The sequence below is a fragment of the Pseudomonas proteolytica genome (assembly GCF_007858275.1).
Classification (GTDB): domain Bacteria; phylum Pseudomonadota; class Gammaproteobacteria; order Pseudomonadales; family Pseudomonadaceae; genus Aquipseudomonas; species Aquipseudomonas proteolytica.
The window spans coordinates 10,962-25,093 of record NZ_VFEV01000010.1 but is presented as its reverse complement, the minus strand read 5'-3'; the positions used below and the strand labels follow the sequence as shown (position 1 = coordinate 25,093).

General features: G+C 61.1%; 11 protein-coding genes and 1 pseudogene. 8 read left to right on the top strand and 4 right to left on the bottom strand.

The genetic code is table 11. The features are described from left to right. Positions 1-29 precede the first annotated feature (29 nt). The 3 genes and pseudogenes from FIV38_RS30885 to FIV38_RS09170 all read left to right on the top strand — a co-directional run. A pseudogene (locus FIV38_RS30885) lies at positions 30-2,239 on the top strand (fimbria/pilus outer membrane usher protein); the annotation flags it as partial. Between the two features lie 24 nt (positions 2,240-2,263). Continuing rightward, complete coding sequence (locus FIV38_RS30880; RefSeq protein ID WP_420893561.1) at positions 2,264-2,626, top strand: FimD/PapC C-terminal domain-containing protein; 363 nt, start codon at positions 2,264-2,266, stop codon at positions 2,624-2,626. Continuing rightward, positions 2,623-3,750 (top strand): fimbrial protein, encoded by a 1,128-nt coding sequence (locus FIV38_RS09170; RefSeq protein ID WP_092239251.1) that lies wholly within the window; start codon positions 2,623-2,625, stop codon positions 3,748-3,750. The genes FIV38_RS30880 and FIV38_RS09170 overlap by 4 nt, the downstream gene beginning before the upstream one ends. On the opposite strand, the gene FIV38_RS09165 is transcribed toward FIV38_RS09170, so the two are convergent. Further along, complete coding sequence (locus FIV38_RS09165) at positions 3,737-4,177, bottom strand: HIT family protein (protein ID WP_092239253.1); 441 nt, start codon at positions 4,175-4,177, stop codon at positions 3,737-3,739. The two genes, FIV38_RS09170 and FIV38_RS09165, sit on opposite strands and share 14 nt — an antisense overlap. 663 nt (positions 4,178-4,840) lie before the next feature. Continuing rightward, a complete protein-coding gene (locus tag FIV38_RS09155) occupies positions 4,841-5,677 on the bottom strand; it encodes a 5'-nucleotidase, lipoprotein e(P4) family (protein WP_092239256.1) in 837 nt (278 codons plus the stop codon). A gap of 366 nt (positions 5,678-6,043) precedes the next feature. On the opposite strand from FIV38_RS09155, the gene FIV38_RS09150 reads away from it, so the two are divergent. Then, complete coding sequence (locus FIV38_RS09150) at positions 6,044-6,544, top strand: hypothetical protein (protein WP_167362658.1); 501 nt, start codon at positions 6,044-6,046, stop codon at positions 6,542-6,544. A gap of 59 nt (positions 6,545-6,603) precedes the next feature. On the opposite strand, the gene FIV38_RS09145 is transcribed toward FIV38_RS09150, so the two are convergent. Both FIV38_RS09145 and FIV38_RS29935 read right to left on the bottom strand, forming a co-directional pair. Beyond that, positions 6,604-7,242: a helix-turn-helix domain-containing protein gene (locus FIV38_RS09145; protein WP_029293668.1), complete on the bottom strand. Its 639-nt coding sequence runs from the start codon at positions 7,240-7,242 to the stop codon at positions 6,604-6,606. Positions 7,243-7,247: 5 nt separating this feature from the next. Beyond that, positions 7,248-7,409: a hypothetical protein gene (locus tag FIV38_RS29935; protein ID WP_166647865.1), complete on the bottom strand. Its 162-nt coding sequence runs from the start codon at positions 7,407-7,409 to the stop codon at positions 7,248-7,250. 170 nt (positions 7,410-7,579) lie between these two features. Here FIV38_RS29935 and FIV38_RS09140 point away from each other — a divergent pair, with 170 nt between their 5' ends. The 4 genes from FIV38_RS09140 (at position 7,580) to FIV38_RS09125 (ending at position 14,035) form a co-directional block, all read left to right on the top strand. After that, positions 7,580-9,727 (top strand): TonB-dependent receptor family protein, encoded by a 2,148-nt coding sequence (locus FIV38_RS09140; protein WP_092239258.1) that lies wholly within the window; start codon positions 7,580-7,582, stop codon positions 9,725-9,727. A gap of 241 nt (positions 9,728-9,968) precedes the next feature. Next, positions 9,969-10,511 carry a sigma-70 family RNA polymerase sigma factor gene (locus FIV38_RS09135; RefSeq protein WP_070996087.1) on the top strand — a complete coding sequence of 181 codons (543 nt, stop codon included), beginning with the start codon at positions 9,969-9,971 and terminating at the stop codon, positions 10,509-10,511. Next, on the top strand, positions 10,511-11,455 hold the full coding sequence (locus tag FIV38_RS09130; RefSeq protein ID WP_092239260.1) for a FecR family protein: 945 nt from the start codon (positions 10,511-10,513) through the stop codon (positions 11,453-11,455). The genes FIV38_RS09135 and FIV38_RS09130 overlap by 1 nt, the downstream gene beginning before the upstream one ends. Positions 11,456-11,557: 102 nt before the next feature. After that, positions 11,558-14,035 (top strand): TonB-dependent siderophore receptor, encoded by a 2,478-nt coding sequence (locus FIV38_RS09125; RefSeq protein ID WP_092239262.1) that lies wholly within the window; start codon positions 11,558-11,560, stop codon positions 14,033-14,035. Positions 14,036-14,132: the final 97 nt, after the last annotated feature.

Sequence of the window (14,132 nt, the reverse complement as noted above, 5' to 3'; positions counted from 1 at the left end):
TCCCTGACGTTTTTACTCGCGAGTCACTTATGTCGACCTCTTTCAGCTGCAGGTTTTTTCTGCGGGCGCGGCCTCGCTTCGCCTTGAATCCGCTCACGGCCTTGATCCTCAAGGTGCTGGCCGTTGCTCCAGGCGTAATGGCCGTGCAGGACGCACTGGCGCAAGAGGTGCAATTCAATGACGCGTTCCTGCCTGAGGACTCGCGCAATCTCGACCTTGATGCCTATCAGGCTGGCAACCCGGTGATGCCGGGGCAATACCGTGCAGACGTGATTCTTAACGGGCAGTTGAACAGCCGCCAGGATATCCGTATCGAGGCCCAGGCCGACGGCAGCAAGCCAGTGGTGTGCATGACCCGTGGCTTGCTTGAGCGCCAGGGCGTGGAGATGTCCAGCCTGTCACCCGAGGCCAGCCTGGCCCTGGACAGCCAGGGCTGTGCAGCGCTGGGTACGCTGATCCCGAGCGCCACCGCGACCTTCTCGCCAGACAACCAGGCCCTCGACCTGAGCATCCCGCAAATGGTGCTCAAGCGAAATGCGCGCGGTTATGTCAGCCCCGAGTTGTGGGACCGTGGCGTCACCGCCGGTATGCTCAGCTACAACTTCAGCGGCAACCGTAACCACACCCGCAGCGGCAATTCCGACTCGGCGTTCCTGGGGCTGCAGGCCGGTCTCAACCTGGGCGACTGGCGCTTGCGCCACAATGCCTCGATGAATTGGCAGTCGCGCCTGGGTACCAATTACCAGGCCCTGGACACTTACGTCCAACGCGATATCACTGCGCTGAAAAGCCAGTTGACGGTGGGCGAGTCCAACACCACCGGGGAGATCTTCGACACCTTGTCGTACCGTGGCGTGCAACTGGCCAGTGACGACCGCATGTTGCCCGAATCCATGCGCGGCTATGCCCCGGTGATCCGTGGCATTGCCCGCACCAACGCGCGGGTGACCATTCGCCAGGCCGGCAACATCCTGCTGGAAACCACCGTGGCCCCGGCGCATTTGTGATCGATGACCTGTACTCCACCGGCTACGGCGGCGACCTCAACGTGAGCGTGGCCGAGGCCGACGGCACCGAACAGAACTTCATTGTGCCGTATGCCTCGGTCAGCCAATTATTGCGCCCTGGCACCTCGCGTTTCAGCCTGACTGCAGGTGAAACCCGCAACAACTACGTCGACCAGCAGTCGCGTCTGTTGCAAGGTACTGTGCAGTATGGCCTGAACAATACCTTCACAGGCTTTGCCGGCATGCAGTCAAGTGATGACTACACCGCGGTGCTTACCGGCCTGGCATTTGGTACGCCCATCGGGGCCATGGCCGTCGACTTGACCCACGCGAAGACTGACCTGGCCACCGGTGCCGCCAAAGGGCAGAGCATGCGCGTGTCCTACAGCAAGAACGTGCTGAGTACCGGTAGTAACTTCTCCGTTGCGGCCTATCGGTTTTCCACCAGCGAATACCTGGATTTCAGCAACGCCATACAGCTGCTTGATGCCGAGAAAAGTGGCTGGGACACCAGCATGTTCGGGCGCCCGCGTAGCCGTTTTTCGGTGACCGCTGACCAGAGTCTCGGAGAATGGGGGCAAGTGGCAATCAGTGGTTTTGCGCAGAACTATTGGAACCTTCCGGGCAGTGACTTGCAGTACCAGTTCAGCTACAGCAAGCAGTTCAATCGCATCAGCTTCAGCGTGAACGCCAACCGCAGCCGCATGGGCCTGGGCGATATGCAAAACAGCTTCTTGCTGACCATGAGTATGCCGCTGGAATTTGGTGCGTCTGGCCACAGCCCGCAAATCACCGCGCAGGTGGGGCGTGATAGCGAAGGCAACTACAGCGAACAGGCCGGCATCAGCGGCACCGCTGGCGATGACCGCCAGTATGGCTACGGCGCAACCTTCGGCCATGATGGCGCCAGCAACAGCAAGAGCGCAGCCCTCAATGGCCAGTACACCGGCGCAAGGGCCATGCTCAGTGCTGCCCTGGGCCGTGGCGATGGCTATACCAGCGCCTCGGTGGGCGCCAGCGGCACGGTGGTGGCCCATGCCGCCGGCGTAACCATGACGCCGTATCGTGTTGAAACCATGGCGGTAGTCAGTGCGCCGGGTGCCGAAGGCGCCAAGGTCTCGGGGTATCCAGGGCTCAAGCTCGACAGCCGCGGTAACGCCGTGGTGCCGTACCTGCGTCCTTATGAATTGAACGAAGTGGCAATCGACCCGATCGGCAGCTCGCTGGATGTCGAACTCAACGAAACCAGCCAGCAAGTGGCCCCGCGTGCCGGCGCCGTGGTGCACCTCAAATACACCACCAACCAGGGTCGCGCGGTGTTGCTCAACGTGCGCCTCGACGATGGCAGCAGCCTGCCCTTTGGTGCGGGCGTGACCGATGCCGAAGGCACGTCGGTGGGCATGGTCGGGCAGGGCGGTCAGTTGTACGCCCGGATCAAGCCTGAAACCCGCCAGTTGCTGATCAACTGGGGCAGCAAGACCCATCAGCAGTGCGCGCTGGTGATCCCGGCCGGCCCCGGCGAGGGGCAGCAGTTGCAGCAGTTGGACGCCGTATGTGCGGCCGGTAAACAGGTGGCTGGCAGCGTACAGCCCAACACTCTTCAAAAGGTACAGTTATGAACATCGGCGCTTTGATCAAGGCGGGCCTGGCCGTCGGCGCATTGTGGGCGGTGGCCGGGACGGCCATGGCGGTCACGTGCACCTACATGGACGGTATTCGCCCGGCCGTGGGCTCCATGCCATTGCAGGTTTCGGCGATCACTGTCGGGCGCGATGTGCCAGTGGGTACTGAAGTGTATCGCCAGAAATTCAGCATGGCGTCAGGCCAGGCGCCCAAGCTTGAGTGCCTCTACGCCCCGTATCAGCAGTGGACCGAGCTGACTGTCGAATCCAGCTATGCCCTGGCCAGTGTGTCCAGCGGGACGTATGCCAACAAAGTCTACAGAACCAGCATTCCGGGGCTGGGGGTCGCCTTCAATAGCTTGGGTGGCCCGTTGCCAAGGCAATCTGGTAAAGCCTGGACCACTTGTACGAGTGGCTGGAGGTGCCTGGTCCCATTTGACGGGCCCTCGAACTTTGAGCTGATCCTGATCAAGCTGGGCGATGTGACGCCGGGTGTACTGATGGGCAGTACGTTACCGATCGTGAGCCTATTCGGTAACTTCGGCGACGCCAGGATGCAGGGTTTCAGGATGGGCATCTCCGGCAGCATCCAGATTGTCTCGCGCACTTGCAGTACGCCGGATGTGTCGGTGCCCATGGGCTCGCACCTGACTGCCAAATTCACCGGGATCAACAGCACCACGGGTTGGACAGACTTTGCCATTGCCCTGAACAACTGCCCGGCGTTCAGCGGGATCTATACGACTAGTGGGCCGAACTGGGTTTCGCAAAGTGGCAACTCACCGTCTGGCACCAGTACCAGTAGCGGCACCCGGGTCAACAACTCCTTGCAGTACCGCATCGACCCGGCGCGTGTGGCGATCAACGCAACCAACGGTGTGCTTGCCCTTGACCCTAGCGGGACGGGCACGGCACCTGCCGCAACCGGTGTCGGCGTGCAGGTGGCGACCAGCAACGGTACGCCTGTGCCGTTGGCAACCAACCGTGCCAGTGGCCTTACCTTGCGCACCACCGAGGGCAGCTATTCGATCCCCCTGCGTGCGCGTTACCTGCAAACGGCCAACACGGTCACGCCGGGGCCGGCCAATGCCTCGGCGACGTTCACGATTATTTATCAGTGAGGGCCAGCAGCCGCGCAATCTTCAGTCGCAATGCGCCGTGGACGTCTTCGGCGTACGGCGTGGCGGTTTTCCAGTCATAGAACCAGACCGGCATCTTGCGATACTGCTCCGCTTCCGAGGCGTAGCGGGGGAAGATGTGGCAGTGCAGTTCCGGCTCGGAGTTGCCGAGGATTTCGTAGTTCATGCGCAGCGCATCGGTTGCCTGTAGCACGGCATCGCCAAGGCGGGCCATGTCCAGCAGGTAGGTGGTCCTGGCCTGGGTGTCCAGATCGTTGAGGCTCGACACCACGGGATCGGGCAGCAGTAGGCAGTAACCCGGCAGAAACTGCACATCGCCCATCACGGCCCAACCGGAGGCCATTTTGCAAATCACCTTGTCATTGGCGCCGCTGCGCGCCAGTGCTACACGTTGCGAGATCAGAGACATCCGTAGTCCTTAAAGGGGCTGGCGAAATGCCGCATTGAAACACGGATCAGAGGGCGCGCGGTTGACTCCTGTAGTAGCCGGCAAGCCAGCTCCCACATGTGATCCATGTCGCAACCAAAATCCCGGACCTATCACCACCCCCCTGTGGGAGCGGCGGTGCGACGATTCGACTTGCCCGCGAAAGCGGTGTTTCAGTCGCAATCTTTGGTGGCAGGTACACCGCCATCGCAGGCAAGCCAGCTCCCACATGAGATCCATGTCGCAACCAAAATCCCGGACCTGCCACCAACCCCCTGTGGGAGCGGGCTTGCTCGCGAAAGCGGTGTTTCAGTCGCAATCTTTGGTGGCAGGTACACCGCCATCGCAGGCAAGCCAGCTCCCACATGAGATCCATGTCGCAACCAAAATCCCGGACCTGCCACCAACCCCCTGTGGGCGGGCTTGCTCGCGAACGCGGTGGTTCAGTCGCAATTTTTGGTGGCAGGTACACCGCCATCGCAGGCAAGCCAGCTCCCACATGAGATCCCTGTCGCGACCAAAATCCCGGACCTGCCACCGACCCCTGTGGGAGCGGGCTTGCCCGCGAAAGCGGTGGTTCAGTCACAATTTTTGGTGGCTGATCCAACGCCATCGCAGGCAAATCAGGCTCCTACATACAGCAGGTTATTGCTGTAATTGAAGGGCCTCACGCTTGAAGAAACGCTTTTGCTCAAATGGAATATCTTCGCGGTCGCCATAGGGGGCGCTGTACCAGTTGCCATAAGTCGGATTCGGTAGCAGGAACCAGCGCTGGCCGAACCAACCCGCGTAGGGTTCGACCGCCCGGCGTTGGGCGGCCAGGGTGTTGTGTTCGGCCTGGACGAAATCCCCCAGCGAATCACCAGCCATCAACAGCACCCGCGCCTGGCTGGCGACCCATTGGCGTCGGCAGTTCTTACCGTAGCCCGCCTGTTCACAGTGACCGGTCGGGGTAGCGGCTGCCAGCACCTGCTCATTGCTTTCTACCGGGAAACCGCGCAAACGCAGGTTGTCGACGGTGGCCTGAACCTGGCTGTGCTCACGGTTGGTCAGGTAATACACCTTGATCCCGCGTTGCTTGGCCGCCTGCAAAAACGCCACGGCGCCGGGCAGGGCCTGGGCCTTGGCCTGGTCGACCCAGGTGTTCCAGCGGTCATAGGAGTAGACCTGGTTGTTGACGATGTCCCGGGCATTGAGTGGCACGTTGTCCAGGAGGGTTTCATCGATATCGACGATCACCGCTGGCGGCAGGCCGGCCAGGTTGCGCGGGGCAAAGGGCAGGGCGTCCCAGTCCTTGGTGGCCAGGGCCACGTCGAGCTGGCGGGTGGCGTCGGCGAACACCTGGCGATAGATCAACTCATGCTCGATGGACGTCTGGGTCCACAGCACTGCATCCAGTTGGTCGTTGGCGGGTGGGCGCTGTTGGCAGCCCATCAGTACCGAAGAAAGCAGGCATACGCCGGCAACATTCATCAGACGCATAAAAATAGTCGGCCTCGAAAAATGGCGATAGGGGAGCGACGATCGGGCCCCGCACAGTACCGCAATATTGCGCGCCAGCCTGCATCGGGCATCTATTTTCACAAGGGTTAGATCGTTTATTTCCTTATCGAAGGTACATAGCTGTTTAGTGAATATCCATTGCGTCCATTTCCAGGCTGCTGCGTAGGCTACGGATGCAATAACAAGTATCTGTCTGCTACCGCGTCTATGAAGTCTGCCGCAAGTGACGAGTAGACGGTCTGGCAGCCATTTATGCTGCTCGGCTGGCGTCTTGCAGCGTGATGCGTCATCTCTAGAATCGGCCCCAGAATTTAGTCCTTTCCTGTCGATTACGGAGTTTCGAACATGATGAACGCCATGCAGATGCCAATGAACAACGCGATGCCGATGATGCCGATGATGGGCATGCCGATGATGATGGCCACCATGCAGTGCGAAATGACCGGTGATGCCATGATGTGCACGATGAAACCGGCAGCCGGCATGGACATGGCGATGTTCAAGAACTACGCCGAAATGATGGCGATGATGATGAACTGCGGCATGCCGATGATGATGCAGTGTGCCAATCTGTCGATGATGTGCATGTCGCAAGACTCCATGGCCATGATGAACAACATGCCGGCGATGAACATGCCCATGGGTATGTCGATGCCGATGATGAAGTGCGTCATGGAATGCACCCTGCAAGCCGATGGCATGACCTGCAAGATGATGCCGATGCCCGGCATGAGCATGGCGATGATGGACAACTGCTGCATGCTGATGAAGAAAATGATGAATGACTGCGCTATGCCGATGATGATGAGCTGCAACGGCATGCCGATGATGTGCTGCACCTGCTGACAGGCTGTTCGCGGGCATGAAAAAGCCCCGCCTGATTGCTCAGGCGGGGCTTTTTGCGTTCAGTCCAGGCGTTCGGGGTGGATGATGACCAGGAACGCCAGCGCATCGCTGTCTGCCGGGTTGCGGTAACGGTGGGGCTGGTCGGCATAGAACAGAATCGAGTCGCCGGTGGACAGCAAGTATCGCTCCTCGTTGACGCTGACTTCCAGCACGCCCTGAGCGACCACCAGGTTTGCCTGGATTCCTGGCCTGCGGCCTTCACACACCTCTTCACCGCGCGCGCTCAGGCGTATCTCATAGAATTCCGACTGGCGTGACATGTCGTCGGGAAACAATGCACGGCTGACGAACGTACCATCGGCACTCACCAGACGCTTGCTCTGGTGGGCGGGCAGTAGTTCAACCCCTTCGAACGAGCGGTTTTCCAAGAACGCCGCCACCGACACTTTCAGGCCCTTGGCGATTTTGCACAGCACCTTGATCGACGGCACACTGCGCCCGGACTCGATTTGCGCGAGCATCGCCCGGCTTACTCCACAGGCGCGGGCCAGCGCATCCAGGGATAAGTAGCGTTTGCTGCGCAGACGCTGCAGGTTATGCGCGACGCACTGGCCGATGGCATCGTCGTCGCGGGTGGCGCAATCCTTGGGTTGAACGGTGGGAGGCAGCCGTTCGGGAATGGCCTGGAGAAAACTCATCGGCCTTATGCCCGGCGTGTATCGGTGGATGTGTTGCTGGTCTGCAAGGTGAACCCCGACAGCCCGGCACGCGCCGCGTACATTGCCCACATCAGCTCGGCCGCTGCACGTGCCTGGCGGCGCTTGCGGTGGAGGGTGAAATCAATGACGTTGGCGGATATCGACATGGGCAGTCTCGGCTGACGGTGGTGACTCGGTTGCTCCACATTACTGCGTGTGGCTTATTTCCTTAAATACTGAGTTTGCATTTATTAATTCTATTTTGGACTTAAAAACAGACGTGACCTGCCGTATCCCATGTTCTTCCAACGCTTGAACTTTTCCAGGATTCGGCCCCATGCGCCTGCCTCAACCTTTGCTGTTTCTCCCTCCTCGTTGGCTCGGTTTCGGCGTCGCCCTGACATTCAGTCACCTGGCCCAAGCCCAGGAGGCGCTGCAACTGGCGCCGCTGCAAGTCACCAGCACTGAGCTGAGCGAAGGCGAGGCGGCCCAGGCGCAACTCAAGCAGGTGCCCGGCGGGACCAACTACGTTGACATGGCCAGCGTCGAGCAGGGCCGAGTCAGCAGCAACGAAGATGTGCTCAAGTACCAGGCCGGCATCTACGCCAAGGCTGCGAACAACGAAGGGACGAAAATCTCCATTCGCGGGTCGGGCATCAACCGTGGTCCTGGCAGTCATGCGTCCGGCCTGTATGAAACCATCGACGGCCTGCCACTCACCGGCCCCGGCGGCACGCCTTACGAACTCAAGGATCCGTTGTGGCTAAGCCGCGTCGAAGTGCTGCGCGGCGCCAACGGGTTTGACCGGGGCGCATTGGCCCTGGGCGGGGCGGTCAACTATGTGACCCGCACAGGCTACGATGCCCCCAAGTTGCGCGTGCGCTATGAGGCCGGCAGCCATGGTTATGCCCAGCGGGAAATCAGCTCCGGGCAAGTGCTGGGCGATGCCGACTATTACATCAGCCTGACCGATGCCGAGTACGACGGCTTCCAGCAACAGAGCGCCGGCAGTGGCAAGGGTGTGGCGGCCAACTTCGGCTACCGGTTCAACCCGGACCTGGAAACGCGCTTCTATTTGCGCTACCGCGAAACCGCCAACGACAGCCCCGGCAAACTCACACGCCAGCAGATCGAACACAGCCCGCACGCGGCCAACGCGGTCAACCTGGCGCGCGACTCCAAGCGCTTGCAACCGGGCTCTACGTGGATCGCCAACAAGACCACCCTGCAACTGGACGATAACGCGCGTATCGAGGCGGGCCTGGTGTACCACGATTACCCGATGGACCTGCGCGAGGGCACCAACCGGTTGAAGGTGGCGTACACCGACATCAGCGGTACCTTGAACTACATCCGCCAGGACACTTTGCTGGGGCGTGACAGCAAGACCACGGTCGGCCTGCGCACTACCCAGGGGATGCCCAATAACGGCGTGTCGGAATACGTGCGCGTGCCCGCCGGCACCACGGCCACATTCGCTCCGGGTACCAAGACCCGTGACTACAGCTACCTGGGGTCGGACACGGTGTTGCACGTGAGCAACGACCTGGAACTGCTGCCCGACCTGTGGCTGACCACCGGGCTGGCGGCGATCTACACCCGCCGCGAAACCGAAGTCACTTATCCCGAGACCCATGCCCCCTTGAGCACCCACGACTGGGACTATGCGCCGCGCGTGGGCCTGCGCTATGACTTCAATCCGCAGTTGCAGGTGTATGGCAACCTTAGCCGGTCGGTGGAGCCGCCACATGCCTGGTCGATGATCTGGGGTTCGAACAAGTTCTTTACGAAAGACTCTGGCAGACCAGAGGCGGGCTTGACCCGCGAAGGCGTGGAGCTGCAAAACCAGACCGCCACCACCCTGGAAGTGGGCGGGCGCGGCGAAGCCTGGTTTGGCCAATGGGACCTGGCGTTGTACCACTCGCTGGTGCGCCATGAACTGCTCAGTGTCGAGACCCAGGCGGCTACGCCTGACATGTCGCAGGTGGTCGCCGAATCCAACGCCAGCCCGACCATCCACCAAGGCGTGGAACTGAGCCTCACCAGCCCGCTGTGGGACGGTGGCAATGCTGGCCGCCTGGCCCTGCGCCAGGCCTACACCTATAGCAACTTCCACTACCGTGACGACCCACGGTTTGGCGACAACACGCTGCCCGGCATCCCCAAGCACTACTACCAGACGCAGTTGCGCTACAGCCATCCCAGCGGTTTTTTCAGCAGCCTCAATGGCGAGTACTCCTCGCGGGTGGCGGTGGACTACGCCAACTCCTACTACGCGAAAGCCTATGGTTTATTGGGCGCCACCATCGGCTATGACGCGCCCAAACAGGACTGGCAAGCCTGGATCGACCTGCGCAACCTGACCAACCAGCGCTACGCCAATACCGTGACCCCGGGGTACGACGACCACGGCAACGACATGGCGCGCTCGACGCCGGGCGACGGCATGGGCGTATATGCCGGGGTTTCCTGGAGCTTGCGTTAACCTGCCACCCGATGACTGTCAGCCTGCCGTGGCGAGGGGGCTTGTCCCCCGATGGGCTGCGCAGCAGCCCCAATAAGGCACATCCCATTTTTCCTGACACACCGATGAGGCAGGCTTTGCGGCCGCTGCGCAGCCCAACGACGAACAAGCCCCCTCACCATTACGGCCCCTTGCCCTGCCATCGTTTTACTGTCATCGTTTGCGCGATTGGTAATCTTTCTTGTTTGAGAAATTTTTGCGCATGCATGACTTTCCTGTGGCCGAATGTGATATGGCCCGCCGCCAGCAGACACTCACCGCGCTCTACAGTGACCATCACTCCTGGTTACAGGGGTGGCTGCGCAAGAAACTCGGCTGCTCGCAGCATGCGGCGGACCTTGCCCAGGATGCATTTGTGCGGGTATTGCTGCTGGCCGAACCGCACAACATCCAGGAGCCCCGGGCATTTCTCGCGACCACAGCCGGGCGCTTGCTGATTGACGGCGCGCGGCGGCGCAAGATCGAGAAAGCCTATATGCAAGCCCTGGCCATCCAGTACGAAGATGCCGGCATGCCAGACCCGGCGACCATTCATGTGGCGCTGCAGGCGCTGGAGCGCATAGCGCTGATGCTCGCCGGCCTGCCGGACAAGGCCCGCGAGGCGTTCCTGCTCAGTCGCCTGGACGGGCTGACCTACAGTGAAATTGCCGCCCAGCTTCAGGTCTCGCCCAGCACGGTGAAAAACTATATCTCCAGCGCGCTGGTGCATTGCTACCAGACGCTGCATGGCGCGGACCCGCTTTGATGTCCTCTGAACAGATTGTCAGCGAAGCGGCGCAGTGGCTGGCGTTACTCAATGACGAGGACGTCAGCACGGCCGATCGCGAGGCATTCAAGGCTTGGTGCGCAGCCGACCCACGTCACCGGGTGGCTTTCGAGCGCATGGGGGCTTTGTGGGGCAGCCTCGATGAACTGCCTGCCGAACCGGCACGCCTGGCGCTGAATCAGGCCTTTATCCCACGCAAACCCGGGTATGCAGTGCGCGGGGGGCAGGTCCTGGGGTTGTTGGGTGTGCTGGTGGTCGGCTGGGCGGGCGTCGAGCAACTGCCCCTGTGGATGGCCGACCAACGCACCAGTGTCGGTGAGCGGCGCCAGCTCGCCCTGGCCGACGGCAGCCAGGTGCAACTCAACAGCAACTCGGCGCTGGACGTGAAGTTCGACGGCCGGCAACGCGTGATCGAATTGCTCAAGGGCGAGATGTGGGTGGAGGTGGCCAAGGATGCGCAACGGCCATTCGTGGTGCGCACCGACCAGGGCACGGCGACGGCACTGGGTACGCGTTTTCTGGTCCAGCGTGCAGTGGACGGCTCCACCGTGGTCACGGTGATCGAGTCAGCGGTAGCCGCCAAAGGCAACGACAGCGCGGCGGTGAAAGTGACCGCAGGCCAGCGTGCGATCCTCAAGCAGGGCCGCGCGCAGCCGGCACAGCCGGTCGGCAGTGGCGACCCGGCTGCCTGGACCCGTGGCTTGCTCACGGTAGATGACCGGCCGTTGAGCGAAGTGCTGCAGACCCTGGCCAGCTATCGCCATGGGATGGTGCGTTTTGACGCCCAAGCGTTGCAAGGCATGCGCGTGTCGGGGGTGTTCAAGCTCGATGACAGCGACGCGGCGCTGGCGACCCTGGCGGATAACCTGCCGATCAAGGTGGAATATTTCACCGACCTGATGGTGGTGGTCAAACCCCTCTGAACGGGCTGGAAACGCCCCCTCAAATAAAAATCTCTCTCATTCATACCCGATTTCCCGACATGGCCGTCATGGAATATAGAACTCCATTTTCCAGGACCTCTCATGTCACGCTTTGCTCGTCCGTTGCACCCACTGGCGCTGTCGGTGGCGATGGCTTTTGCCGCTTTACCCCTTGCCATACCCACGGCATGGGCTGATGAAAGCAGCCATTTTTCGATCCCCGCCGGTGAACTGAGCCAGGCCCTCAACGGCTTTGCCGAACAGGCCGGGCTGGTCCTGGCCTTTGATCCGGCCTTGACCCGCGGCAAGCGCAGCAGTGGTTTGAACGGGCAGTTGAGCAGCGACGCGGCACTGGCCCAGTTGCTGGCGGGCAGCGGTTTGCGTGCCCAGGCGCTGTCTGCCAAGCGCTACCGCATCGAGCTGATCCCCCAGGCGGAGGGCTCGATGGAGTTGCAGGCCACCACCATCAACGGTGCTGCTCAAAGTGAAAGCCCCATCGGCCCGGTGTCTGGCTATGTCGCCACGCGCAGCCTGTCCGGCACCAAGACCGACACCGCGCTGATCGAGACGCCACAGTCGATCTCGGTGGTCACCAAGGACCAGATGCGTGCGCAGAATGCCGAAAGCCTCAACCAGATCCTGCGTTACAGCGCTGCGGTCGTCCCGGAAACCCGTGGCGCCACTGCCTCGCGCCTGGACCAGTTGACCATTCGTGGCTTCTCGCCAGTGACTTACCTGGACGGCCTGCGCGTGGCATCGAGCCGCGATGCCTCGCCGCAAAAAGATGCCTTCGACCTGGAGCGCGTGGAGGTCCTGCGTGGCCCGGCCTCGGTGTTGTACGGCCAGGGCAGCCCCAGCGGTGTGATCAACCTGGTCACCAAGCGCCCGTTGGATACGCCGTTCCATGAAGTGGGCGTGGAGTACGGCACCTTCAACAAGAAACGCACCACCTTCGACCTAAGTGGCCCGCTGGACGACCAGGGGGTGTATTCCTACCGCGTCGCCGGGTTGTTCGATGATGCAGACGGGCAGGTCGAGCATACCGAGACCCGCCGTCAGTCGCTGTCGTCGGCCTTCACTTGGCGCCCGAACGAGGCCACGTCGCTGACCCTGCTGGGTCATTTCCAGAAGGATCCCAAGGGCGCGTCCTACGGGTCGATGCCGGCGTGGGGTTCGGTGTTGCATAGTCCGCTGGGGCGCAAGATCGATGTCGACTTCTATGACGGCGAGAAAAATTTCGAGAAGAGTGATCGCGAACATTACTCCATCGGCTATGCCTTCGAGCATCACCTCGATGACGTCTGGACCGTGCGCCAGAACGCCCGTTATATGCGTAGCGAAGGGATCTATCGCAGTATCTACAGCAGCAACCTGCAGGCCGATTACCGCACGTTGACCCGCTCGACCATCGCCACCGATGTCGACATGGACGCCTACAACCTGGATAACCAGTTGCAGGGCAAGTTCGACACCGGCCCGGTGCAGCACACGTTGTTGATGGGGCTGGATTACCAGAACACCAGCGTCGATACCAAGGCCGGTTACGGCAAGGGATCGGACCTGGACATCTTCGATCCGGTGTACGGTGCACCGGTGACCACCCCGGCATTTTCCAGCGACGCGACCCAGCGTAGCGAGCAGACCGGTGTGTACCTGCAGGAGCAGGCGAAGTGGGACAAATGGGTACTGTTGCTGGGCGGTCGCTATGACTGGGCCAGTTCGGATAACAGCTCGTTGAGCTTGACCGACGGCAAGAAAACCAAATCCTCCCTGGACAGCAAAGCCTTCACCGGTCGCCTGGGCGTGGTCTACCTGTTCGATAACGGCCTGGCGCCATACGCCAGCTACTCCGAATCCTTCTCACCGCAAACCGGTACCGGCTACGGCGGCTCGGTGTTCAAGCCCACTGAAGGCAAGCAGTACGAAATCGGCATCAAGTACCAGCCGCCGGGCAGCAACAGCTTTATCACGGCTGCCATCTTCGACCTGCGCCAGAACAACGTGCCCACCATGGACCCGGATCCTACCCACCTGTGCGGCAATGGTCGCTGCCAGGTCCAGGACGGCGAAGTGCGCTCCCGTGGCTTTGAACTTGAAGGCAAGGCCAGCCTCAACGACAACCTGGATATCACGGCGGCCTATGCCTACCTCGATAACCGCATCAGCAAATCCAACAGCACCGTGCGCTATGCGCCGATCACCGACATTGGCGTAGGCCCGGCCGTGCCGACCCAGGGCACCACCACCTACGCGGTGCCACGGCACACGGCCTCGGTGTGGGCCGACTACACCCTGCATGACGGCAACCTCAAGGGCTTCGGCGTAGGCGCGGGTGCGCGTTATGTGGGCTCGTCATGGGGCGATACCGCCAATACCTTGAAGGTTCCCGGCTACACCTTGTTCGATGCGTCGGTGCACTACGACATCCCCCACATCAACACCCCGGTCGACAACCTGCGCCTGGCGGTGAACGCCACCAACCTGGCGGATAAAGAGTACGTTGCGTCCTGTTATTCGTACTCGTGGTGCTGGTACGGCTCGCAGCGTACGGTGCAGGCGAGTGCGACGTATCAGTGGTAAGTTGAAAAAATCCTCTGCGTAGCAATCTCTAAAGAGGTCAGTTCTTTATCGGGCTGACCTTTTTTTATTTCGTTCAAATGTGTCAAGAAGGCATTTT